The sequence below is a fragment of the Psychromonas sp. 14N.309.X.WAT.B.A12 genome, assembly GCF_030397575.1.
In the GTDB taxonomy this organism is placed as follows: domain Bacteria; phylum Pseudomonadota; class Gammaproteobacteria; order Enterobacterales; family Psychromonadaceae; genus Psychromonas.
The window spans coordinates 197,874-220,169 of sequence record NZ_JAPNXS010000002.1 but is presented as its reverse complement, the minus strand read 5'-3'; the positions used below and the strand labels follow the sequence as shown (position 1 = coordinate 220,169).

The 22,296-nt window shown below is 38.4% G+C and carries 21 protein-coding genes; 8 read left to right on the top strand and 13 right to left on the bottom strand.

Going from position 1 to position 22,296, the window contains the following annotated elements; genetic code table 11:
* Positions 1-302 precede the first annotated feature (302 nt).
* Together OW492_RS04015 and OW492_RS04010 are read left to right on the top strand one after the other, a co-directional pair.
* Positions 303-698 (top strand): hypothetical protein, encoded by a 396-nt coding sequence (locus tag OW492_RS04015; protein WP_290038609.1) that lies wholly within the window; start codon positions 303-305, stop codon positions 696-698.
* Positions 699-929: 231 nt separating this feature from the next.
* Positions 930-2,003 (top strand): alkene reductase, encoded by a 1,074-nt coding sequence (locus tag OW492_RS04010; protein ID WP_290038607.1) that lies wholly within the window; start codon positions 930-932, stop codon positions 2,001-2,003.
* 64 nt (positions 2,004-2,067) lie between these two features.
* On the opposite strand, the gene OW492_RS04005 is transcribed toward OW492_RS04010, so the two are convergent.
* Together OW492_RS04005 and OW492_RS04000 are read right to left on the bottom strand one after the other, a co-directional pair.
* Positions 2,068-5,181 (bottom strand): efflux RND transporter permease subunit, encoded by a 3,114-nt coding sequence (locus tag OW492_RS04005; RefSeq protein ID WP_290038605.1) that lies wholly within the window; start codon positions 5,179-5,181, stop codon positions 2,068-2,070.
* Between the two features lie 9 nt (positions 5,182-5,190).
* Positions 5,191-6,375: an efflux RND transporter periplasmic adaptor subunit gene (locus tag OW492_RS04000; RefSeq protein WP_290038603.1), complete on the bottom strand. Its 1,185-nt coding sequence runs from the start codon at positions 6,373-6,375 to the stop codon at positions 5,191-5,193.
* A 308-nt stretch (positions 6,376-6,683) separates the two neighbouring features.
* On the opposite strand from OW492_RS04000, the gene OW492_RS03995 reads away from it, so the two are divergent.
* Together OW492_RS03995 and OW492_RS03990 are read left to right on the top strand one after the other, a co-directional pair.
* The gene (locus OW492_RS03995) at positions 6,684-8,000 is read left to right on the top strand and encodes a CinA family nicotinamide mononucleotide deamidase-related protein (RefSeq protein WP_290038601.1); all 1,317 of its coding nucleotides are present in this window, start codon (positions 6,684-6,686) and stop codon (positions 7,998-8,000) included.
* 65 nt (positions 8,001-8,065) lie between these two features.
* Positions 8,066-8,395 (top strand): rhodanese-like domain-containing protein, encoded by a 330-nt coding sequence (locus OW492_RS03990; RefSeq protein ID WP_290038599.1) that lies wholly within the window; start codon positions 8,066-8,068, stop codon positions 8,393-8,395.
* Between the two features lie 43 nt (positions 8,396-8,438).
* Here OW492_RS03990 and OW492_RS03985 read toward each other — a convergent pair whose 3' ends face one another.
* Entirely contained in the window at positions 8,439-8,621 is a 183-nt protein-coding gene (locus OW492_RS03985; protein WP_290038598.1) for a DUF6435 family protein, read from the bottom strand.
* Positions 8,622-8,787: 166 nt separating this feature from the next.
* Here OW492_RS03985 and OW492_RS03980 point away from each other — a divergent pair, with 166 nt between their 5' ends.
* From OW492_RS03980 to OW492_RS03965, 4 genes are all read left to right on the top strand, one after another.
* Positions 8,788-9,282: a DUF2798 domain-containing protein gene (locus OW492_RS03980; protein ID WP_290038597.1), complete on the top strand. Its 495-nt coding sequence runs from the start codon at positions 8,788-8,790 to the stop codon at positions 9,280-9,282.
* Positions 9,283-9,531: 249 nt separating this feature from the next.
* On the top strand, positions 9,532-9,861 hold the full coding sequence (locus OW492_RS03975; RefSeq protein WP_290038595.1) for a multidrug efflux SMR transporter: 330 nt from the start codon (positions 9,532-9,534) through the stop codon (positions 9,859-9,861).
* A 90-nt stretch (positions 9,862-9,951) separates the two neighbouring features.
* Positions 9,952-10,188, top strand: coding sequence for a nitrate/nitrite transporter NrtS (gene nrtS / locus OW492_RS03970; protein WP_290038593.1), 237 nt, complete (start codon positions 9,952-9,954; stop codon positions 10,186-10,188).
* A gap of 46 nt (positions 10,189-10,234) precedes the next feature.
* Positions 10,235-10,738, top strand: a complete 504-nt coding sequence (locus OW492_RS03965) for a GNAT family N-acetyltransferase (RefSeq protein WP_290038591.1) — start codon at positions 10,235-10,237, stop codon at positions 10,736-10,738.
* Positions 10,739-10,822: 84 nt separating this feature from the next.
* On the opposite strand, the gene OW492_RS03960 is transcribed toward OW492_RS03965, so the two are convergent.
* The 10 genes from OW492_RS03960 to OW492_RS03915 form a co-directional block, all read right to left on the bottom strand.
* Positions 10,823-11,569, bottom strand: a complete 747-nt coding sequence (locus OW492_RS03960; RefSeq protein WP_354669214.1) for an amino acid ABC transporter ATP-binding protein — start codon at positions 11,567-11,569, stop codon at positions 10,823-10,825.
* A gap of 12 nt (positions 11,570-11,581) precedes the next feature.
* On the bottom strand, positions 11,582-12,661 hold the full coding sequence (locus OW492_RS03955) for an amino acid ABC transporter permease (RefSeq protein WP_290038590.1): 1,080 nt from the start codon (positions 12,659-12,661) through the stop codon (positions 11,582-11,584).
* Between the two features lies 1 nt (position 12,662).
* Positions 12,663-13,847 carry an amino acid ABC transporter permease gene (locus OW492_RS03950; protein ID WP_290038589.1) on the bottom strand — a complete coding sequence of 395 codons (1,185 nt, stop codon included), beginning with the start codon at positions 13,845-13,847 and terminating at the stop codon, positions 12,663-12,665.
* 63 nt (positions 13,848-13,910) lie between these two features.
* Positions 13,911-14,927 carry an amino acid ABC transporter substrate-binding protein gene (locus tag OW492_RS03945; protein WP_290038588.1) on the bottom strand — a complete coding sequence of 339 codons (1,017 nt, stop codon included), beginning with the start codon at positions 14,925-14,927 and terminating at the stop codon, positions 13,911-13,913.
* Positions 14,928-15,269: 342 nt separating this feature from the next.
* A complete protein-coding gene (locus OW492_RS03940; protein ID WP_290038585.1) occupies positions 15,270-16,994 on the bottom strand; it encodes a BatD family protein in 1,725 nt (574 codons plus the stop codon).
* Entirely contained in the window at positions 16,994-18,865 is a 1,872-nt protein-coding gene (locus OW492_RS03935; RefSeq protein ID WP_290038584.1) for a VWA domain-containing protein, read from the bottom strand. Before OW492_RS03935 ends, OW492_RS03940 begins: the two co-directional genes overlap by 1 nt.
* On the bottom strand, positions 18,855-19,838 hold the full coding sequence (locus OW492_RS03930) for a VWA domain-containing protein (RefSeq protein WP_290038583.1): 984 nt from the start codon (positions 19,836-19,838) through the stop codon (positions 18,855-18,857). The genes OW492_RS03935 and OW492_RS03930 overlap by 11 nt, the downstream gene beginning before the upstream one ends.
* Entirely contained in the window at positions 19,831-20,346 is a 516-nt protein-coding gene (locus OW492_RS03925; protein ID WP_290038581.1) for a DUF4381 domain-containing protein, read from the bottom strand. Before OW492_RS03925 ends, OW492_RS03930 begins: the two co-directional genes overlap by 8 nt.
* Positions 20,330-21,271 carry a DUF58 domain-containing protein gene (locus OW492_RS03920; RefSeq protein ID WP_290038579.1) on the bottom strand — a complete coding sequence of 314 codons (942 nt, stop codon included), beginning with the start codon at positions 21,269-21,271 and terminating at the stop codon, positions 20,330-20,332. Before OW492_RS03920 ends, OW492_RS03925 begins: the two co-directional genes overlap by 17 nt.
* The gene (locus OW492_RS03915) at positions 21,271-22,230 is read right to left on the bottom strand and encodes a MoxR family ATPase (protein WP_290038577.1); all 960 of its coding nucleotides are present in this window, start codon (positions 22,228-22,230) and stop codon (positions 21,271-21,273) included. Before OW492_RS03915 ends, OW492_RS03920 begins: the two co-directional genes overlap by 1 nt.
* Positions 22,231-22,296 lie beyond the last annotated feature (66 nt).

Here is a 22,296-nt window from a genome sequence, read left to right as displayed (position 1 = left end):
AAGGAATTAATTATTTTATCACGCGCATCAAGGTAAACAACCTTGTAAGTAATAGGTGAATTAGTACTGCGTGTTAAATCACTTTAAAGCAAAGAGCGAATGAAGGTAGAGTCATGTACAAGAAGCAAAATGATCAACACCAATTTAACTATTAATCTATCGCTAGCGATGGTAGAAAAAGGCTTTTATTAACTAACCTTAGTTCTAGATAAAGATAATTAATAAAGCGTTATGATTTTAAATATAAAAGCGCCGTTATTATCCAGAATTGAGGAGAGAAATTTTTAGTAAGAGGAGGTTATATGCATAAAATTACAGTGCCAGTTTTAACCAATGAGCAATCTTCTATTTCGGTGTTTAAAGACGTTGAGTATTCAGTTGAAGATTATAATGGCTTAATGATCACCGAGAGGCAAGATGTACTTAATTTTCGATACCGTATCAGTGAGCCTGAATATTTTAGTTCATGGCATGTTGCTGGTGATCCGACACTGATTATTATTCGTTCTGGTACTTTAAGAATCGCTTTACGCAATGGGGAGTATCGAGACTTTTCTACTGGAGACCTATTTATTGCGCAAGACAGATTAGGGGATGATGAAATATTTGATGATACAAAACATGGTCATACTGCACAATTGATAGGTGATGAATTGTTACAGGCAGTTCATATTAAATTAGCGGCTGCGGTAAAGTAAGTGAACACTTTTACTCTCTGGCTTGTTTTTAAAAGAGTGCTTTAATGTTTAACCGTTAGAACTAACCATCTTAAATGTTGCATTGAGGCACGACCATTGTTGCTATATGAGCAATAGTCAATTTCATTTATCCATATTGTTGTTCACTAGAGATGACTTTACTATAGCCGTACAAACTTATTGAAGCAGCGCTAGCCGGCGCTGTATATTGTTAAAAATTAGGAGTTATTGATGACTTTAGCTGAAAATAAATTGTTTCAAGCTGTCTCTGTGGGTGATGTTGAATTAGCGAATCGTATTGTAATGGCGCCATTAACGCGTACTCGTGCTCCTAATCACCAACCAAATGCACTAATGGCTGAATACTACGCCCAACGTGCAAGTACTGGTTTACTTATTACAGAGTGTACTATGGTCAGTGAAGGAACATCTTCATTTGGTGATGATCCTGGCATTTATTCACAACAACAAATCGAAGGCTGGAAGTTAACAACTGAAGCGGTACATAAAGCCGGTGGTCGTATCTTTATGCAAATCTGGCATGCAGGGCGTGCGGCTCATCCATTGCTTAATGGTGGCAAAGAAGCTGTTGCGCCGAGTGCAATTGCTATTGAAGATGAAACACATACACCTGAAGGTAAAAAGCCATACACTGTGCCACGTGAATTGACGGTTGAAGAGATTCAAGCTATTGTTGCTGATTTCCGTCAAGCAGCCGTGAATGCGAAAGAAGCTGGCTTTGATGGTGTAGAAATTCATGCTGCAAACGGCTATTTAATTGATCAGTTCTTACGCGATAGCGCAAATAAACGAACTGACCAATATGGCGGCTCTTTTGAAAACCGTTCACGATTCTTAAGAGAAGTGATTGAAGCGGTTTCTGAAGTAATAGGGAGTGGGCGAGTAGGTGTGCGTTTATCACCTTTAAATAGCTTTAATAGCATGAAAGATAGTGACCCTCTTGCTTGGTTAACTTATCTTGCGACTACACTTAATCAATATCAATTAGCTTACTTACACGTGATGCGAGCAGACTTTTTTGGTTTACAAGAAGCGGATGTTATTCCCGTGGCTAGACAAGCATACCAAGGTCATCTAATGGTTAATATGGGATATGATGCCAAGGAAGCAATTGAGGTAACTAATAATAATCAAGCTGACAGTATTGCGTTTGGCACTAGTATTCTAGCTAATCCAGACTTTGTAGAGCGTATCAAACAAGGAGCTGAATTAAATACTCCTGAGCAACATACTTTTTATACGTCAGGTGCAGAAGGTTATACTGATTACCCATTTATGGCATAAGTAAATCATTTAATTTAGTAGAAACAAAAAGAGCGGCTAATGCCGCTCTTTTCAATGATGCTGTTTAATCTACCATTTTCGGTTTAGGCTTGGTCTTAAATAGTTTTACTATCATCACAAAGAACAGTGGTGCAAAGTACATTACTAGACAAGTCGCCGCAATCATACCGCCCATTACTGACGTACCCAGTGCGTTTCGAGCGTTAGCACCTGCTCCAGTGCTCACAACTAGTGGTAATACCCCTAATACGAAGGCTAGAGAGGTCATAATAATAGGGCGTAAACGCATTTCACAAGCATGTACTGTTGCGGAAACCAGATCAACGCCTCTGTCGTATTGTTCTTTGGCAAACTCTACTATTAAAATTGCGTTCTTCGCGGTTAAACCGACAGTGGTTAATAAACCAACCTGGAAGTAAACATCATTTTCAAAGCCACGAAGTAGAATAGCTGTTAATGCTCCTAATACGCCTAATGGTACAACTAAAATAATTGCTAAGGGAATGCTCCAGCTTTCATATAAAGCAGCTAAGCAGAGGAAAACCATCAAGATTGAAATTGCGTATAGAATAGGTGCTTGGTTACCGGCTTGTATCTCTTGGTATGAGGTACCTGTCCAGCTCACCTGTACATCGCTAGAAACTTCAGCCGCTAATTTATTAACTTCAGCCATAGCATCACCTGTACTGTAACCCGTTGCCGCTTCACCTAGAATCTCTAATGCCGAATTACCGTTATATCGCGATAATTGCGGTGATCCTACGCCCCAATGGGAAGAGGTAAAGGCAGAAAATGGTACCATTTGATCTTGGCTATTACGTACATACCAGTGATCTAAATCTTCTGGACTCATACGGTATGGCGCATCTGCTTGAATATATACGGTCTTAGAACGACCTTTATCAATAAAGTCATTAACATAGGATGAACCCCAAGCAATTGATAAAGTATCATTAATATCGCTAATGCTAAGGCCGTAAACTTTGGCTTTTTCATAATCGATATCTAGGTAGAACTGTGCATTATCTTCTAAACCATTGGATCGCGTTCTTTGTAATACAGGACTCTCTGCCATTTTAGCTAATAGTTGATCGCGTAACTCGACTAACTTGCTATGACCGACACCACCTATATCTTCAAGGAAGAAATCAAAACCTGTTGATGTGCCCAATTCACGGATAGCAGGAGAATTAAAGGCAACAATCGAGGCTTTTTTATAAGACGAAAAATAGGCCATACTGCGTTGAATAATAGCATTTACATTGGTTTCATCTGTGGTTCTTTGAGACCAATCTTTCAAACCTACAAACGCCATACCAGCATTTTGCCCTGAACCAGCAAAGTTAAAGCCAGAGACAGTAAATATGGTGCTAACGGTATCTTCTTCATTTTCTTGGAAATAGTTTCTCACATCGTCCATAACTTCAGCCGTTTGTTTGATGGTTGCACCCGTCGGCAATTGCACCATCACATTAAAATCACCTTGGTCTTCACTGGGTAAAAATGAACTTGGAATACTGTTAAACAAGTAGCCAGCACCAGCAAATAAAGCCACGTAAATAATGACAAAGCGGGCAGGGCGAGCTAATACGCGTCCAATTGAACCGTGATAACCTTTTAACAAACGATCAAAGCCTAGATTAAAATAGGTAAATACTTTTGATGATTTAGTTTTGTCTACCGGTTTTAATAATGTTGAACAAAGTACTGGTGTTAAGGTTAAGGCTACGATTACTGATAACACCATTGCAGTTACAATAGTAATTGAGAATTGTTTATAGATAACCCCTGTTGAACCTGACATAAAGGCCATTGGGATAAATACAACCGTCAATACCATGGTAATACCAATCAAGGCACTAGTGATCTGCCCCATCGATTTTTTAGTTGCTTCTAGCGGTGAGAGTTTATCTTCATGCATTATACGCTCAACATTCTCTACCACTACGATTGCATCATCTACCAATAGGCCAATGGCTAATACCATACCAAACATTGTTAGGGTATTAATGGAGAAACCTAACAGTGACATAATAGTGATAGTACCTAGTAATACAACGGGTACGGCAATAGTAGGAATTAAGGTTGCTCGAAAGTTTTGTAAGAAAAGTAGCATTACAAAGAAAACCAAAATGATAGCTTCACCTAAGGTTTTAACGACTTCTTCAATGGATAAGCGGATAAATTTGTTATTATCTGTTGCTTTTTTTAACGCTAAACCTTCTGGGAATGATTTAGATAACTCTGCTAATTTTTCATCTACTGCGTTTTGTGTATCAAGAGAATTAGCGCCTGAAGCAAGTGTGATAGCAATACCTGAAGTTGCATATCCATTGAATACAGGAACTACACTTGAACTCTTACTACCCAACTCTACTCTTGCTACATCTTTTAAGCGGACCTTAGAGCCATCTTCGTTTACTTTTAGTAAAATCTCTTTAAATTCATCAACCGTTGTTAATAAACTTTGTGCGGTAATAGTGGCATTAATCATTTGTGAGTTAGTGGATGGCGTGCCACCAATTTGTCCTACCGTTACTTGGCTATTTTGCACAGAAACCGCATCTGATACATCAACAGGTGTTAAGTTGTAGCTATATAATTTGGCAGGGTCTAGCCATATACGCATCGCATAAGAGGGACCAAAAATGGTCACACTACCTACACCACTTACACGGCTAACAATATCTTTGATGCTTGAGTTAGCATAATCTTGGATATCCCCGGCATTCATTGAACCATCAGGAGAATAAAGCGCGGTTACAGACATAAAGCCTGAAGTACTTTTAGTGACGGTTGTACCTGCATTTTGAACGGCGGTAGGTAAGCGGCTAGTTGCTTGTTGTAAGCTGTTTTGTACCTGTACTTGTGCAATATCAGGATCTGTTTCTGTACTAAAGGTCAAATTAATTGATGCGCTACCAGAAGAGTCACTGGTTGAAGACATATACAGCAAGTTATCAATCCCAGTCATGCTCTGCTCAATAACTTGAGTCACACTGTCTTCAATGGTTTTTGCTGATGCTCCAGTATAAGTGGCTTTAATTTCAACTGAGGGTGGTGCAATAGTTGGGTATTGTGCAATTGGTAAATTTAAAATTGAGGCGATGCCTGCAATTAATACCACTATGGTCATCGCCCACGCAAAAATGGGTCTATGAATGAAAAAATTAGACATACTCAGTTCCTATTCCGCTGTATCTGTTGCTGGTGAGAAAATAGTACTTACCGCTGTTTCGGCACTGGTGGTGTTACTATCAACGACAACAGTGACTTTACTTTTTATGTTAGTCAGGTTGTTGGTAATAATACGGTCACCTGCTTCTAGGCCTTTTTCAACCACCCAGTTATTGCCTATTTCATTACTGAGTTCCAAGTTTTTCTTCTCAACAACATTGTCTTCATTCACGATATAAACAGAAGGTGCGCCTGATTGACTTCTTACGACTGCATTTTGCGGTACTACTAGGTAATCTCGTGCTTCTGGGTAAGCGATATGTGCTCGAACATACATACCTGCTAACAATTCACCATCAGGGTTAGGGAATACCGCTCTTAATGTCACAGTACCGGTTGAACCTTCTACCTGTGTATCAACAAAACCCAAGGTACCTTGTTGCTCGTAAGTTGTGCCATCTTCTAAAGTTAACGTTACGGGTACTACTGGTTTTGTTGTCGGTACGCCTTTAAATTGTCGCTTTAATTTATATAGATTTACAGCGGACTGTTGCATATCTACGTATACATTGTCTGTTTGAATGATACTAGTAAGGTAATCTGTTTGGCCTGAGGTTAATAAAGAGCCTTCAGAAACATTAGAGAAGCCAGCTTGGCCTGAAATAGGCGCTTTAATCTTAGTATATGAAAGTTCTATGTTGGCATAATCTAATGCGGCTTGACTAATGGCTGTTTCTGCTTTTGCTTCAAGGTATGTTGCTTCAGCTTGGTCATAAAGTTGTTGGCTACTCAGCTTTTTCTTTAATAGTTCTGCGTAACGGTCTAGCTCTTTTTTTGCATTACGTTCACTACTTTGTGCTTTTTTCAGTTCAGCACTTGCACTGTTAACTGTTGATTGGTAAGTGGTTGGATCGATTAAGAATAACGTATCGCCTTCTTCAACTGAGCTACCTTCTTCATACAAACGACTTTTTACAATACCGGTGATTTGAGGTCTTACTTCAGCTTCTTTAAACGCAGTCACCCGACCCGGTAATTCACTACTTAACCGTAAATTAATATAATCTACGGTTAATGTATCAACATGAATTTCTGCTGCCGCTTTTTGATTTGACGGTGTTTGATCTCCACAGCCTAATAGACTTAAGGAAAGACTCAACAGTAAAGGGTATTTAATTGCGTTAGCAAAAGTCATAGGTCAACCTCGGTGTAAAATAAAACAATGGATCATAACTATCCCATAAAAGAAGTTAAGGCAGAGTTAAGATGATGGGCTATCCACTTTTTTAGACAATAAAAAAGTGGATAATGTTGATTGGTATAAGCCATTAATATGCTAATACCATTTTAATAATTAATAAAGTTATCACTTCAGCTAGAGTGGCCAGTAAAGATTACAAATTAAGTTAATAAAAATCTTATTAACTGTGTGATTAATATAATGTATTTGTAGTACTCTTAATTAACTATAATCAGTTATTAATAATATGCGAAGAGGCATCGATGAAATTAGAAATGATATGTACAGGCGAAGAAGTATTAGCAGGTCAAATCGTTGATACCAATGCGGCATGGTTGGGTAATCAATTGATGAATCATGGCTTTGAAATGCATCGTCGCACCACTGTTGGTGACCGATTAGAGGATTTAGTAGACGTTTTCCAAGAACGTAGCATGCAAGCCGATATCATTTTAGTGAATGGTGGCCTGGGGCCGACAGCTGACGATCTTTCTGCACAAGCGATGGCAGATGCGATGGGCGTTGCATTGGTTGAAAATCAACAATGGTTAGATCAATTAACTCTTTGGGGAGCTGAACGTGGTATTACCTTAACGGCAAGTAACCTGAAACAAGCTTGGTTACCAGAAGGAGCCGTATTAGTTGATAACCCAGTTGGGAGTGCTTGTGGATTTCGAGTGAAATTAAACCGCGCATGGTTATTTTTTACCCCTGGTGTACCTCATGAATATAAAAAGATGGTATTAGAGCAATTTATTCCTTTTGTAAAAGCTGAAGCAGGGCTACAAAGTAAAGTAGAAGTCACTAAGTTATTGAGTATTGGAATTGGTGAGTCAACAATGGCTGAACGGTTAGAGAAATTGTCATGGCCAGCTGGCATTACTCTTGGTTACAGAGCCTATATGCCTTACTTAGAATTAAAATTAATCGCCCGCGATGTGCCACAAGCACAGCAAACGATGGCTATTGAGCAAGCTCTGACTGAGTTAGGAGATGCAGTTGTTGCACGTAATCAAGATACACTTGCTGCAGAGGTTCACCAATTATTACTCGCTAAAGAAAGTACCTTGGCAATAGCTGAATCTTTAACAGGTGGTGATATTTGTAACCAGTTAGTCGCCTTTCCCGGAAGCTCTCATTATCTTCAGCAAGGTGTTGTGAGTTACTGTAACGAAGCCAAAATGTCATTATTGAAAGTCACTGAACAGTGTATTGAACAAAACACTGAAGTTTCCTTATTGTGTGCAGCACAGATGGCAGCTGGTGTGGCCACTGCTAATACTAGAATAGACACAACCGATTTTGCACTTGCAACAACAGGTATTGCTGGACCAAGTGGTGGAACAGAGCAAAACCCAGTCGGTACGGTGGTAATTGCTGTTAAAGACGACAACCAAGTTTATTGTCAAACTATTCGCCTTTCGTCACAACGCAGCCGTACTTATATTCGAGATATTAGCGCAGCTATTGCTTTAGATATGTTACGACGTGCTATTATTGGTATTTCACCTATTGCTGAGTATCACTACATTACTCGTGTTAATTCAGCGGTATATCCAATATCAGAGCTACTTACTTAATATTTAATTATTCAGCCTTCTAGTAAATTAAGCATAGCGTTAGCGTCAATAGAATCAGGAGAATTATGAAAAAAATACAAATGTATTACGGGGGATTACTTATGTGCTTCTCTATTATGAGTTCCTTTGCTTTTGCTGATCCGGTGTGGATTGATGTTCGCACCTTATCTGAAAATTTACGTAATAACATTCCTGGTGATCTACGCATTTCACACTCTAATATAGTGAGAGAAGTGACAAAATTATACCCAGATAAAAGCACAGAAATTCATCTTTATGATAAAACAGGTGGTAGATCTGATATCGCCTTGTCTGCTTTAGAACAAGCGGGCTATGAATTTGTAATTAATGAAGGGAGTATTGAAGAAGCAAAAAAGAAAAGAGGGTTAAATTAATTATTTAACCTCTTGAAAAATAGTGAGTATTTATTTTTAATGTTTATTGTACTTTCAAGCTTTCTTCAATCTCTACGATCTGCTTATCTATCTCTTGTGCTTCAAAGCTTAACTGCGAGTAACTTTTAATATCACCATTTCTCTGTGCATGCATAGCTTCTTCTAACTTAGCCGAAAGTTGTTTATTGAGTTGTTTTAATGGGTCTTTTTTAAATATAGAAAACATAATTTATTCCTTTATCTTATTTTACCCAGATTAATACGTTTAGATTACTTTTTAGGTTCATTTTTATGTACACATATTTAAAATAGAAAATAGGTTGCTTTTATCAACTAAATTAAATATAGTTGTTTTTGTCAACTATATTTAATTTGGTAACAGTGGGAAAAATATGCCGTTAGAACTATTAAATCAAAATGAACAGACTGGCTTAACCGCAACAAAAACACCATTAAGCCATAAAGTGTTTGTTATACTTTGCTTATTGGGCTTTTTTACCGGTACATTAACCGCCATCATGACTTATATGAACTTAGGTTATACAGAGCATTTTTTAATGGACTGGTTTAGTTCATTTTTGTCTTCTTTATTAGTTATTCCCATTGGTTTTTTAGTGATGGCTGTCATCACTAAACTGATTAATCAAAAATATCCTCTACTAAGTGAATTGCAACGAAATTTAATCACTGGGACGATAATGGCGGTTATCATGGAGGCTGTGATGTCATGTAGTACTGCCATAAACAATATCGGTCTAGCAGACTTAGGTAACTTTTATCAAGGTTGGTTAGCTGGGTATTTAGGATCGTTACCAGTAGGATTAGCAATTATGGTGATCATGTCATTAACCATTAAGCCTAAAATAGAAGCTTTTATTAGAAGTTAGTTGTACCCATTGTCATTATACCAATCATACTCATTAACGGAGCTATTTTGTGGATTAAAAAGTTATTGTTTGGTTGTAAATTTGTAAAGGAAGTAACCACCTAAAAAGTAGTCTCTTTTCGTTAATTGTTGATAGACAATTAATGAAGTTAATCTTCAAAAGGCTCAACTTACGCGTTTAAATAAATCATTTTTATAACGTAAATTTAGCTATTTATTACAATTGGTATTACACAATATAGGAATACAAATGGGTTATTGGTATTTAGCTATTGCCATCATATCTGAGGTAATAGGCACGCTAGCGTTAAAAGCGTCAGATGGTTTTAGTCATTGGGTTTACAGCGGTGTTTGTGTCATTGCTTATATTATTGCGTTCTATTTTTTATCTCTTGTTTTAAAGACTGTACCAATTGGTATTGCTTATGCCATTTGGGCTGGGATGGGTATTGTACTGGTCGCTGCTGTTGGTGCGCTTGTTTATAAACAGATACCTGATCTAGCAGCGATTATCGGCATGGCTTTTATTATCATTGGTGTGGTTATTTTGAATGTTTTTTCTAATAACTCCGGTCATTAAGTGAAAGCGTAGCAGCATAATTCTCGATGATGAGTGGTAGCTGTTGTGTTTAGCTTCAACATTTAATCGCACTTTTAGGAAATTACTTATATGAAAACATCGCCTCGCTTTTTTGAATTAGCCTGTAGTAGCAAAATTATTATAGCTGCCTTAAAAGTATCACTCATCGTTGGCACGCTGCTCGCGGTTATTAATCACGGTAGTGCGATAATGCAAATGGATTTTGATAGCCAACGCTTATTTCAAATTATTTTAACTTACTTCGTTCCTTATTGTGTATCGACTTATTCAGCGGTCAAAGCAATTCAACAGCGAGATAAGATTTAGTAACAATAGTTTATGCTAGTAGACGACAACAAAGGCAAAGTTAACGATGCAACGTTTTGAACTGTGTAATGCAAAACAATGTGCTCCAGAGCTATTAGCGCTCGGGCAAATTAATATGAAAATGTGGTATCTATTTACTTGGTTAGTGGAACACGGTGAGTTGCGTCATGGTACACAGGCTGAAGTCGTTAAGTTATACATGGATGAGCAGTTAGTAGCATACAGTCTGTTGGAGAATTACGAAGCTTGCGATGACAAAATGAAGTGGGTGGAAGGTGAAGTGTACCAAGACCTCGGGGTACTACATTTTGTAACACTACCAGCACATCGTAAAAAAGGTTATGCCAGTCTATTAGCGAAACAGATATATAAACAGGTCATCATACCGCTATTAGCTCGTCACCAGGACGTTAACGCTTATATCGTTGCTACTGAAAGGGCGGTGCCATTAATCCAACGAGCAGGTATTGCGCCACGTTATTTAGTGACTCAGTTTTATTCTGACCAGACTTTTCATAAAAAAGTGATTCAACAAATAAATCCAAAATAATCTTATGCTAATGTGATGATTTACAAGTATAAAAAAAGGGCTAATCATTAGCCCTTTTTTATTGGTAAATACTCACTCATTCATTTAGTGAGATAAGATCTGCTCTAGGAACAGTTTTAAACGATCAGATTGTGGGTTATCAAAGAACTCATTAGGTTCGTTCTCTTCAATGACTTGTCCTGCATCCATGAACACTACTCGGTCTGCTACTTTTTTCGCAAAGCCCATTTCGTGTGTCACACAAATCATAGTAATACCTTCATCTGCTAACTCAACCATTACATCGAGTACTTCAGATACCATTTCAGGATCCAATGCCGATGTTGGCTCATCAAATAACATGATTTCAGGGTTAATACATAAACAACGTGCAATCGCTACACGTTGCTGTTGACCACCAGAAAGTTGGTTAGGGTATTTATGCGCTTGCTCTGCAATTTTAACGCGCTCTAAATAATACATAGCCGTTTCAATTGCTTCTTTACGTGGCTTTTTATGTACCCAAGTTGGCGCAATCAACAGGTTTTCTAACACTGATAAATGCGGGAAAAGATTAAAGTGTTGGAACACCATACCCACTTGAGAGCGAATATGACGTACTACTTTCACATCTTCAATTAACTCAGTGCCATTGATGTTGATACTACCTTTTTGGAACTTTTCAAGGTGATTCAAACAACGAATAGTTGTTGATTTACCTGAACCCGATGGGCCACAGATAACCACTTTTTCGCCTTTTTTAATGTTTAAGTTTACATCTTTTAGTACATGGAAATCACCATACCACTTATTGACGTCCTTCATTGTAATCATAACTTCTTGGTCAGACATGACGTTTCCTTTTTAATGCTCGGTGTTAAATTTGCGTTCAATCGATTTTGAGTATTGTGACATTGAAAAACAGCATACCCAGTAAATAAGTGTTACAAATACGTAACCTTCTACTTCGTAGCCTAGCCAATTGGTATCACTGTTAGTCAGTGTCACCATCGCTAAAATGTCGAATAAACCGATAATTAAAACAAGCGTTGTATCTTTGAACAGTGAGATAAATGAACCCACTAAGTTCGGGATAGATATTTTTAAAGCCTGTGGAAGGATGATTAAAATCATACCCTGCCAGTAAGTTAAGCCTAATGCTTCACTTGCTTCATATTGGCCTTTTGGTATCGCCTGTAAACCACCACGTATTACCTCTGCGATATAAGCCGCTTGGAATAGCGTAATACCGATCAATGCACGTAGTAATTTATTAAACTCAATCCCATCATGGAAGAATAGCGGTAAGAGTACCGATGCCATGAATAGAATCGTAATCAGTGGTACACCACGTACAAATTCAATAAAACCAATACATAGAGTTCTTAGAATCGGCATGTTCGATTGACGACCTAATGCCAATACAACACCAATTGGAAATGAAGCAACAATACCTACCGCTGCGACTAGAATGGTTAGCATTAAGCCACCCCATTTTTCAGTCTCAACCACTTCTAAACCAAACCATCCACCACTGATTAATACAAAGCAGATAATTGGAAAAAGAATAATAGTGGCAATTTTAAGTTTAACGCTACTGATGTACTTAAAACCAAAAATCAGTGCAATACTTAAAATGCCTACTAGGTTAGGACGCCAATGTAATGCTTCTGGGTAAAACCCGTACATAAATTGGTCGAATTTCTCGACAATAAATATCCAACGGGCACCACTGTTTACGACTTCTTCTTTTGTGCCAGTCCAGGTTGCATTAAATATCATCCAATCCAATAATGGTGGAATAATTGCGTACAGAATATATAACCCTGCAAGTGTTAATAACGTATTTTTTACATCTGGAAAAAGATTCTCTCTTAACCAAAAAACAACGCCTTTATTAGCCGTTGGAGCCGGTTTGGCTTCTTTCATTGTATAAGTTGCCATCTTAACGTCCTTTTATCGCCATTTTCGCATTAACCCAGTTCAACAACAGTGAAATGAGGATACTGATGGTGAGGTAAACAGCCATGGTCATGAGGATAATCTCAATCGCTTGTCCTACTTGATTTAAGGTTGTACCAGAGAAGAGTGTAACTAACTCAGGATAACCAATCGCCGTTGCTAATGATGAGTTTTTAGTTAAGTTTAAAAACTGATTAATAACAGGAGGAATGATGACGCGTAATGCTTGTGGTAATACCACTTTAGTTAATATTACATAGTCTTTAAGGCCCAATGACTTAGCTGCCTCTTTTTGCCCCTTAGGCACGGCTTCAATACCTGCACGTACGGCTTCTGCAATATAAGTAGCTGTATAGATACTTAACGCAAATAATAGAGCAAGTAATTCCGGAATGATGGTTAAACCACCCCTAAAGTTAAAGCCTTTTAATTCAGGGTAAATAGCAGTAATTGGTTGACCAGCAATAAAGTACACTAAGGTTGGTGCTAAAATTAAAATCGCCAATGATACTTTGATGATTGGGAACTCTTCACCTGTATCATCGTGACGCTTACGAGACCAACGAATCAGGTAAATTATCGCAGCAATAGCTAATACAAACGCAACCAAGACTGCGCCGCTACCACTTTGGAAAATAGGTTCAGGTAATAATAAACCACGGTTATTTAAGAATACGCTGTCTAAGTAAGCGAAACTTTGGCGTGGACCTGGTAATGCTGCAAGTACAACGTTGTACCAGAACAATATTTGTAACAAAATTGGAATATTACGGAATGTTTCAATGTATACAAGTGCAAGTTTTGAAATCAAAAAGTTACTTGATAAGCGAGCGACACCTAATAATAAGCCAATAATTGAAGCGAAGATAATCCCCAATACCGACACTAGAATGGTATTTAATAAACCAACGATAAATACATCCATAAAGGTAGATGTGCCATCGTCGTAAGGGATAAGCGTTTGGCTGATGCCGAAGCCAGCTGTGTTGTCTAAAAATGAGAAACCAGTGGTGATGCCACGGCTTTCAATATTATCAAACATGTTATTTGCAAAATAGAATGCAAAAAACACAACGAGCGCTAAAGCGAAAACTTGGAAGAAAATTGCGCGGTGTTGAGGGTTGTTTAACAATCCTTTACCGTCTACTGGGAGCTGTTTGTTTGTCATAATGTGCCTTTTAATCAGCTAGGAAAAAGGGGAAGTAAAACTTCCCCTAGAGACTGGTTAAAATTAACGAATTGGCATTGGGTACATGATCCCACCATCATTCCACAGTTTGTTTAAACTACGTTCGATTTGGATTGGTGAGTCTTTACCTACGTTTAGGTCGTATGATTCTGCGTAGTTACCAACTTGTTTAACAATTTGGTAAGCCCAATCATTTTTAAGCCCTAGATCTTCACCAGTTTTACCTGAAGAACCTAATAGACGTTTAATGCCTGGGTTAGCTGATGATTTAAGCATTTCATCTACATTGCTTGATGATACACCTAGCTCTTCAGCTTCGATTGTTGCAAACATAGTCCAACGAATTACGTTAAACCAAGCATCGTCACCTTGACGTACAACAGGACCTAGTGGTTCTTTAGAGATTGTTTCTGGTAAAAGAATTGCTGATGTTGGATCATCAAGTTTGATACGTAAACCAGCTAATTGAGAACGGTCAGATGTTACAGCGTCACAACGGCCTTTTTTGAAACCATCGATTGTTTGACCTGATGTATCATAAGTTACGGCTTTGTATTCCATGCCATTAGCTTTGAAGTAATCTGTTAAGTTAAGCTCAGTTGTTGTACCTGCTTGAATACAGAAAGTCGCGCCATCTAACTCTTTAGCTGAGTTAACACCTAAACTTTTGCTTACTAAGAAACCTTGACCGTCGTAGTAGTTAACACCAGCAAAGTTTAAACCTAGAGAAGCGTCACGAGTAGCAGTCCAAGTTGTTGCACGTGCTAGTACATCAACTTCACCACTTTGTAAGGCAGTAAAACGCTCTTTAGCTGTTAATGGGAAGTATTTCACTTTACTTGCATCGCCTAACACAGCACTTGCTACTGATTTACAGAAATCTACATCTAGACCTTTCCACTCACCGTTAGAGTCTGCTGCAGAGAAACCTGGAATACCTGTAGAAACACCACATTTAAGTACATCTTCTTTGATAACGTCTTCTAGTGTACCTGCATGAGATAGAGTAGGGACTGCCGCTGTTAGACCAAGTAATAAAGCTAGTTTTGTTACTTTCATCGTATTTTCCTTATGGCTTAAAATTATTGATAAATCACTATGAATATAGATAACGTGGTTTAGAACGATACTCATATAAAAATAATTATGGCAAGTTCCATGCCATTTCATATTTAGAACAATATTCATATAAATACATAAGAGCAATTTGCATGCCACCAATATATTTAACGAGATTAATCATAAGATAGAGGCAGGCTTTTACTACCCCCTAAGAGCCTAACCCATCATTTTTTTTGATTCAGGTCATATTTCCATCGTTTTTATGGCAGGATTTGGGTTTTATGCACCATTTATGAGCAAATTTTTCAGAGGGTTATTTGCTCATAAATGGGTGGAACATTACGGATTGAGATTAGTTATTTGACTTGGATCACTCATCGCTGTGACTTGATGGTGCATTTTTATTAATTTCAGTAGCTGTTGTGCATCCCAATGGTGCGCCTTTCCAGAACAAGCCTGCTCAAGTTGCTGTAAATTAATTAATAATTGTTGTTTGAGATCACTATCTAACCCATCAACCTCACAAAGCTGCGCTAATTTATTCATATTTGGCTGCTGTACTTGTCCATATTGTAGAAGTGCCAAATAAACCTGGCTTGGTTTAGCTTCTTTTAGAGCCGCTAATAAGGCTTTATAAGGCGTACTCTGCTTGGTCTTTTTCGGGACTTTAGGTGCTACGGTTAAGTTACGAGTGCTTCTTACATGGTAAAAACTTAATAAGACTAATAATAGTAATAAAACCAATGTGCTTATTTGCCAATACAGCAATTGGGTGGTTTGTTCCTCTGATGTTTGATTATTGGTTGCTGCGCTATTAGGCGTTGCTGGTAAAGCAGAAAAATCTTGATGGCTCTGAACACTGCTATTTGCACTACTATTATTAGATTGATTAGCACTTTGTGGAGCCGGATTAATAGTGAGGTTCTGCGCAGGTAATGTCGCATACTCTTGTTTTTCTGTTTTACTATTCCACCAAGCAACTTTTATTTCTGGTAGCACAAGTTTACCTGGTTTATTAGCAATAATGGCATGTGTTACTGTGCGTTGACTATATATGAGGCCATCAATAGTGCCTTGTTTTAAATCATCTTGGTCAGGGTAAACACGCAAAGCTTTATCGTAGTTAAGATCGATTTCAGGCATTTTATCAAGTGCAATTGAAGCAACTTGCAGGCTGATACTGCGTGTGATTGGTTCTCCCACAAAATGCTCTTCAGCTTGTAGATCATTATTTTCAATTAGTCTGACATCTTCACTAATTAACCAATCTCCTTTAAATCCAGCTGGCATCGCCTTCACTGTTAAAGGAAGGTTATTACCTCGGATATTAATCGGTGTCGTTTTCACTCTGTCTTGCCAGCCATTAACGCGAGTCACTTGTTGCACAGAACCGGTTAATAAAGGAGAGATAATAGAGACATCGCCAGCCACTGAAGGTGTGACTTTATATTGGTAATGGAATACACGGTAACGTAACCCATTACGAATAACTTGGTTTTGTTGCTGATCAACATCAAGTGGCTCAATACTAGCATCGCTCAATGATGGGGGTTGAATATCGCCATTAGCAACATTTTCAGCTACAAATATTTTTGTATCGATGATCACGGGTTGATCAATATAAACACTATTTTTATTAATTGAATTTTCAATAAAAATGGTATCGCTGGATGTTGATTGTTGCTGCTTACCTGGTTGTTTCACTTCGATTTGAATGGCTTGAGTTGTTAAATCACCCAAAGTTAGTGCAGGTATAGTAAATTTACCCACTGACTTCGCTCGTAAGCTTACTGTCCATGTTGTTTGCTGGGTAAAGTTGCCATTAATGTAAGAGGTTTGTTGGCTACGTGAAGGGGAGCCAACATTAAAGTCATTGCTTAATTGGCTAGTATCTAATTGGTAATCAGAGCCAGTATCATCGACTTGTACGGTGAGATAAAAAGTGTCACCTAAATAAATAGTATTACTACTGATGGAAGCGGTTGCTTGTGTTGCGGCTACTGCAGGCATGCACAATGCAATGAATAATAGGCTGATATGTAAGAATTTTTGTATAAACGGCATTACCAGATGTCTCCGTTATTATTATTGTTATTTAGAACAGGTTGATTAGCAGCTCGCTTGTTGTATTCAAGCTGCATTTTATTTTTTAATAGCAGTGATGGGTCATCGGGTACATTTTTCAACCACAGTGGTAAATCTTCATATTCTTGATTAACCTCCGAGCCTTGTACCGTACTCGCAGCAGCTTCTTGTTCTGGAGTTTGTGTATCATCGCCTGACTCAGCAGAAGCTTGTTGTGCTTGTTGCTGACTTTGTTGCTCCTCTTCTTCTATTTCTTGTTGTTGATTTTGCTGTTGCTCAGAAGACTGTTGGTCTTGCTGACTTTGTTGTTGATTTTGCTGTTGATCAGAAGACTGTTGGTCTTGTTGAGTTTGCTGTTGGTTTTGCTGCTGACTATCAGAAGACTGTTGATCTTGTTGGTTTTGCTGCTGATTATCAGAAGATTGCTGGTCTTTTTGATCTTGTTGTTCTTGCTGTTTTAACAACTCTTCAACTGCTTTTTTATTTGCCAGTGCTTCAGCAAAGTCTGGTTTTATCGCTAATGCTGCATTATAGCTCGCCAGTGCTTGTTTATACTTTTGCTGCATGGCCTGCGCATTACCTAAGTTATAAAGGTTGTTTGTATCATTAGGTGTTTGAGTTTTTTGACTTTCATAGATAGCTTCAGCCTGTTGGTACTGTTTATCTTTGAATAAAGCAGAGGCTTTCCAACTTGGATCCTCAAATTGTTCCCCAGCAGATTTATAATCCCCAGCTTGGAAGGCTTGATAAGCATTTTGTTGGCTATTTTCCCAAACCGATGCTTCTACTTTAGTATTTGCAAAGGGCAAGCTTAAGGTAAAGCTCAATAGGGCAACATAGAAAACACCTTTTCTAAACAATAATAAAAACAGCGGAATCAACAGGAAACTTAACCAATAGCCATCATCGATTAATTGTTCACTATTACTATTATTAGCTTGTTCATCTTGTTGCTTATTAAGTTGCTCATTATTGTAATGGGCGGCTAATTGAAAAATATCATTACCAGTATGGTCGAAATTTTTGTACAAACCGTTACTACTTTGTGTCACAGCGTACATCGCATCGGTGTCTAATTTAGGAATAATGATTTTCTCACTACTGTCTTTTAATAAACTACCATCGCGTAACTTAATAGGCGCGCCTTCTGCGGTACCGACCGCGAGAATTGACACCATAAAGTCAGTACCTTCGATCATTTCTTGCATTTTATCGGCACTTTCTTGGTCAATACCATCACTAATAAACACAATATGTCCCTGTTGATACCCGGCATTTTTGAGCAAAGAGATAGCTTTGGCTAATGCTAAATCAGGTCGAGAACCTCTTGCTGGCATTAAATCAGGCGACAGATTAGGAATATGATTGATGATCGAATTGCTGTCTTTCGTTAATGGCGTGATAGTAAAAGCATCACCGGCGTAGGCGATAAAGCCTTTATCGCCCTCTGTCCATTGTTTTAATAGGTCAATCGCTTTGTACTTAGCTTGATTTAAACGATTAGGTTTAACGTCAGTAGCATACATTGAATAAGATAAATCAAAGGCGATAACCTGCGCTTTTTGTATTTCATAAACGGGTAACTTAACCGAACGAATACTGGGGCCAGATAAAGCGATACAGGCAATCACAGCTAATAAACTTAATGCAAAACGGTTGCTTGTTTTGGTTTCGGGTTGGGTTACCAAATGCTCGCTTAAATGATTGGCAATCACATTACTTGATTGATTTTTACCTTGTTTGTAGCGCCATAAACTTAACACGAAAATAATAACAAGTCCGATTAACCAGTAGGGGCGAAGGAATTCTAATGCGCCGAAGCTACTGTCTAGGGTGTCGTTAAAGTTCATCTTCACCTCTTATCTTTAATGACAATATTACTACCAGCAGAATCAATACGGCTATTGATAATGGCCAATAAAATAGATTCTTCTCAGGACGAAACTCTAAATATTCTCCATCAACGGGTTGTAATTGATTAATGGTGTCATAGATTTTTTGTAAATCCTCTTGGCTACGCGCTCGAAAGTATTGACCATTGGTTAAAGAAGCAACCTCTTTTAGCATTCCTTCATCAAGATCAGCTGATGGATTAACGCGTTGATTACCAAAGAAACCGGGTTTAATCATCGAATCTGCACCAATCCCTATGGTGTAAATTTTAATATTGTTTTTAGCAGCTTGCTTAGCTGCTGCAATTGGTTTGATTGAGCCAGCAGTGTTTGCTCCATCGGTTAATAGAATTAACACACGCTGCTCATTTTGGTTTTCAACAAAGCGTTTAATCGCCATACCAATAGACTCACCAATAGCTGTTTGTTTGCCTACTAAACCTATTTGTGTTTCATCAACCATGGTCGATACCGTATCAACATCAAAGGTGAGAGGAGTTTGTAGATATGCATGATCAGCAAATAAAATAAGCCCTAAACGATCACCAGTTCGTTGCTTAACAAAGTCTTTAACAATGGATTTAACTAAGGTCAAACGATCAACTGTGCGTCCATTTAAAGGCATGTCTTCTTCTTGCATACTGCCCGATAAATCTAAAGATAGAATCATATCTCGGCTTTGCTGCTGAATACGAATAGGCTCTCCAAACCACACTGGTTTGGCAATCGCGGCTAATAACAAAGCCCACAATAACCAAGGTACAAAATAACCCAATAATGGATTAGAATTTTTACTCTTTTGCTCTGCTAAACCTTCCGCTAATGGGATCCATAATTGCGTGTAAGATTGTTTTTTAGGCGGTAATAAAAGTCTTGCTAATAATGGTAAAGGTAATAAAAGGAATACCCACCAGTAACTAAATTCAAACATGATGTTGGCCTGTTAATGATTGATCAACCACAGTTGATTTTTGCAGCCTTTTTACCTGTGCGGGAAATCCTTTTATCCAATGTGAGACTGATTTGAAGTCCTGTTCATCGCACATCGAAGGCTGTTGATATAAACGTTGGCAAAATTGTACCTGCTCACCAAATAGTGGGGTGCTACCAGTATGGTGTGCTTGTATAAAACTAAACCAAGCTTCACCAGTCAATGAAGCCACTTTTTGTCTAGAGTAATACTGCAGTGCTAAGCCTTTAAGTAATTGATTCAATTCTGCAAAGCTAGCTGAATCTTGTCGCCTTAATTGCTGCAGTGCTAATAAAGCTTGCTTGACCTTTTGCTGTTTTTTTCGTCGTTGTTTCAGCCACCAAACAAGTACGGTCACTGCACTGATTATGACGGCTAAAATTAACCAGTAAATTGGCGCTGGTGGCCAAGCTGACGGTACTTGCGTTGGTAGTATTATCTGTTCAAAAGGATTATTGGGCGTTGGCATTGAATTGCTCCAATAGTGGGGTGGCAGCACTGATTTGATAATGCGCAATACCATGCTTTAAAAAGTGAGTTTGCATCTGTTGCTGGCGTTCCATCGCAGCTGCATTATAAGACTTTTGCTGACGCTGATTACGTAAAAAGCCACTTCCTTTTAACGAGTTAATTTTTAAATTAGCTTGTAACATCTTCTTCGGTAAATGCGACTCTAATGGGTCGCTAATTTGCCAAATGGTCACCTGATTATGTCGCCTTAAAAGGTTAATCAACTTATAACAGGCTTCATCTAATTGTGAAAAATCACTGATTAAATGAACTTGGCTACCGGTTTGTACTAGATGAGAAAGACGTTTTAATTGTAAGAAGAGGGATTGTTGTTGCGGTATTTTAAAGGCTGATTTTTGACATAAAATTTGGCTTTGATGTAGAAATGCCATTAAACCTTTATTACGAGAGGTCGGTTTTAACTCTGCGACTTCCTGCTGGTTAAAGACAATTCCGCCTAAACGATCGTTTCTTTGTTTAGCTTGCCAACTCAATAGTGATGCTAAATGGCAAGCTTGTACCGACTTAAATACAAATTGACTGCCAAATATCATACTATCGGAGAGGTCTACTAATAAAAAAACAGGCCGCTCTTTCTCCTCTTGAAATAGCTTAGTATGTGCTTTTCCAGTTCTGGCGGTGACAGCCCAATCGATAGATCGGATATCGTCGCCGGGTTGATAATGTCGAACTTCGGCAAATTCCATGCCGCGGCCTTTAATATTGGCTAAGTAATTACCTGACAATTGACGTGTTGCCTGTAATTGCTTGCTACTTAAAGATAGCTTTCCATGCTGTTTATAACTGAGAAGTTCGTTCAATTGAACATCAACGCCCGTGGTATAGGGCGTATTAGTAAAAATAGCGGGAATATGTGTGCTCATTAGCCTGCGATCGCCACTTGATTAATAATTTCTTGAATAACCTGATTAGCATTCAACCCTTGTGCTTCTGCTTCATAACTTAAAATAAGTCGATGGCGTAAAACCGGATATAAATTGCTGATAATATCTTCAGGCATCACATAGTCTCGGTCATTTAACCAAGCGCGTGCTTTTGCTGTGCGCATTAAAGCAAGCGTTGCACGAGGGCTTGCACCATAGCTGATCCACTCACCGAGTTTTTCACCAAAACGCTCTGGTTGACGCGTAGCCATGATCAAATCAATCAAATATTGCTCTAAGTGCGGAGCAATGCTGACTTTCATCACCTCTTCACGCATCGCAAAAATTTGCTCATTAAGTAATGGTGTTACCGCTGCAATTTTCTCTTTTAAAATCTCTTTTTGATTTAATTGCAGGATAAGGCGTTCCGTATCAGCATCTGGATAATCTAACTGCAAATGCATAATGAAACGGTCTAACTGTGCTTCCGGTAATGGGTAAGTACCTTCTTGCTCTAACGGGTTCTGTGTTGCCATTACTAAAAACAGCGGTGGTAGAGGGTAAGTGGTTTTACCTACAGTAACTTGTCGCTCAGCCATCGCTTCTAATAACGCCGATTGTACTTTTGCTGGTGCGCGGTTAATTTCATCTGCCAATATTAAGTTATGGAAAATAGGGCCTTTTTCAAAAATGAATTGGCCTGTCTCTTGGCGAAAAATATCTGTCCCAGTGACATCCGAAGGGAGGAGATCTGGGGTAAATTGGATTCTGTGAAAATCACCTTCAATTCCGTCTGATAATGCGTTGATTGCTCGGGTTTTTGCTAAACCTGGTGGGCTTTCAACTAGTATATGTCCATCTGCTAGTAGTGCGATCAATAAGCTGTCAACCAGCTCACTTTGACCCAAAATCATTTTATTTAAATAGTCACGTAATTGATTTAACTGTTGTTTTGCCATTGCGGGTATCTGCATTTAAATTGATGGTGCGGAAAATATACTGCCAAACCCAAGCAACTTCAATCT

Bases quoted from the DNA above. Each gene is read 5' to 3' on its own strand.
- OW492_RS04015 (WP_290038609.1), top strand. From the start codon at position 303: ATGCATAAAATTACAGTGCCAGTTTTAACCAATGAGCAATCTTCTATT.
- OW492_RS04010 (WP_290038607.1), top strand. From the start codon at position 930: ATGACTTTAGCTGAAAATAAATTGTTTCAAGCTGTCTCTGTGGGTGAT.
- OW492_RS04005 (WP_290038605.1), bottom strand. From the start codon at position 5,181: ATGTCTAATTTTTTCATTCATAGACCCATTTTTGCGTGGGCGATGACC.
- OW492_RS04000 (WP_290038603.1), bottom strand. From the start codon at position 6,375: ATGACTTTTGCTAACGCAATTAAATACCCTTTACTGTTGAGTCTTTCC.
- OW492_RS03995 (WP_290038601.1), top strand. From the start codon at position 6,684: ATGAAATTAGAAATGATATGTACAGGCGAAGAAGTATTAGCAGGTCAA.
- OW492_RS03990 (WP_290038599.1), top strand. From the start codon at position 8,066: ATGAAAAAAATACAAATGTATTACGGGGGATTACTTATGTGCTTCTCT.
- OW492_RS03985 (WP_290038598.1), bottom strand. From the start codon at position 8,621: ATGTTTTCTATATTTAAAAAAGACCCATTAAAACAACTCAATAAACAA.
- OW492_RS03980 (WP_290038597.1), top strand. From the start codon at position 8,788: ATGCCGTTAGAACTATTAAATCAAAATGAACAGACTGGCTTAACCGCA.
- OW492_RS03975 (WP_290038595.1), top strand. From the start codon at position 9,532: ATGGGTTATTGGTATTTAGCTATTGCCATCATATCTGAGGTAATAGGC.
- nrtS (WP_290038593.1), top strand. From the start codon at position 9,952: ATGAAAACATCGCCTCGCTTTTTTGAATTAGCCTGTAGTAGCAAAATT.
- OW492_RS03965 (WP_290038591.1), top strand. From the start codon at position 10,235: ATGCAACGTTTTGAACTGTGTAATGCAAAACAATGTGCTCCAGAGCTA.
- OW492_RS03960 (WP_354669214.1), bottom strand. From the start codon at position 11,569: ATGTCTGACCAAGAAGTTATGATTACAATGAAGGACGTCAATAAGTGG.
- OW492_RS03955 (WP_290038590.1), bottom strand. From the start codon at position 12,661: ATGGCAACTTATACAATGAAAGAAGCCAAACCGGCTCCAACGGCTAAT.
- OW492_RS03950 (WP_290038589.1), bottom strand. From the start codon at position 13,847: ATGACAAACAAACAGCTCCCAGTAGACGGTAAAGGATTGTTAAACAAC.
- OW492_RS03945 (WP_290038588.1), bottom strand. From the start codon at position 14,927: ATGAAAGTAACAAAACTAGCTTTATTACTTGGTCTAACAGCGGCAGTC.
- OW492_RS03940 (WP_290038585.1), bottom strand. From the start codon at position 16,994: ATGCCGTTTATACAAAAATTCTTACATATCAGCCTATTATTCATTGCA.
- OW492_RS03935 (WP_290038584.1), bottom strand. From the start codon at position 18,865: ATGAACTTTAACGACACCCTAGACAGTAGCTTCGGCGCATTAGAATTC.
- OW492_RS03930 (WP_290038583.1), bottom strand. From the start codon at position 19,838: ATGTTTGAATTTAGTTACTGGTGGGTATTCCTTTTATTACCTTTACCA.
- OW492_RS03925 (WP_290038581.1), bottom strand. From the start codon at position 20,346: ATGCCAACGCCCAATAATCCTTTTGAACAGATAATACTACCAACGCAA.
- OW492_RS03920 (WP_290038579.1), bottom strand. From the start codon at position 21,271: ATGAGCACACATATTCCCGCTATTTTTACTAATACGCCCTATACCACG.
- OW492_RS03915 (WP_290038577.1), bottom strand. From the start codon at position 22,230: ATGGCAAAACAACAGTTAAATCAATTACGTGACTATTTAAATAAAATG.